Origin of the sequence: Tomitella biformata AHU 1821, assembly GCF_000524475.1 — a bacterium.
In the GTDB taxonomy this organism is placed as follows: Bacteria; Actinomycetota; Actinomycetes; order Mycobacteriales; family Mycobacteriaceae; genus Tomitella; species Tomitella biformata.
On sequence record NZ_BAVQ01000053.1, the window covers coordinates 1 to 466 of the forward strand.

The 466-nt window shown below is 69.1% G+C and carries 1 protein-coding gene; it reads left to right on the top strand.

What is annotated here, in order from left to right:
* Positions 1 to 435 (top strand): DUF222 domain-containing protein (locus TBIF_RS23715; RefSeq protein ID WP_038171421.1); only part of this gene is annotated, 435 nt, incomplete at its 5' end.
* Positions 436 to 466: the final 31 nt, after the last annotated feature.

Below are 466 nucleotides of genomic sequence, written 5' to 3' on the forward strand. Positions count from 1 at the left end.
CGCTGCCTCTACGACGGCACCATCAACCAACAGCAATTCCAACAATTGGTCTCCGCCACCGATCTTGTCGACGGCTGGCCCAGCGCCCCGCACGTCGACAAACAGATCGCACAAGGCCTCTGCGACAACGGCGCCGGCTCCACCCGCCGCCTGCGCGACCTCGCGAATCGGGCGATCTTCGCCCATGACCCCGACGCGATGCGCCGCCGCGCCGAACAGGCCTTGGTCCGGCGCACCGCCACACTCCGCCCCCGGCCCGATGGGATGGCGCATTTTGGTATCACCGCCGCCGCGGAAGACGGGCAGTTGGCGATGGCCGCGGTCGAAGCGCTCATCGCCGCCGCGATCTGCCCCCACGATCCGCGCAAGAAGAACGCCCGCCGCTCCGACGCCGGGAGAGTCCCGTGGAGTGGTGGGAATTGGATCGGTCCCTGACCTGCTGATCCGGCCGCGTGTCGCAGCCGGA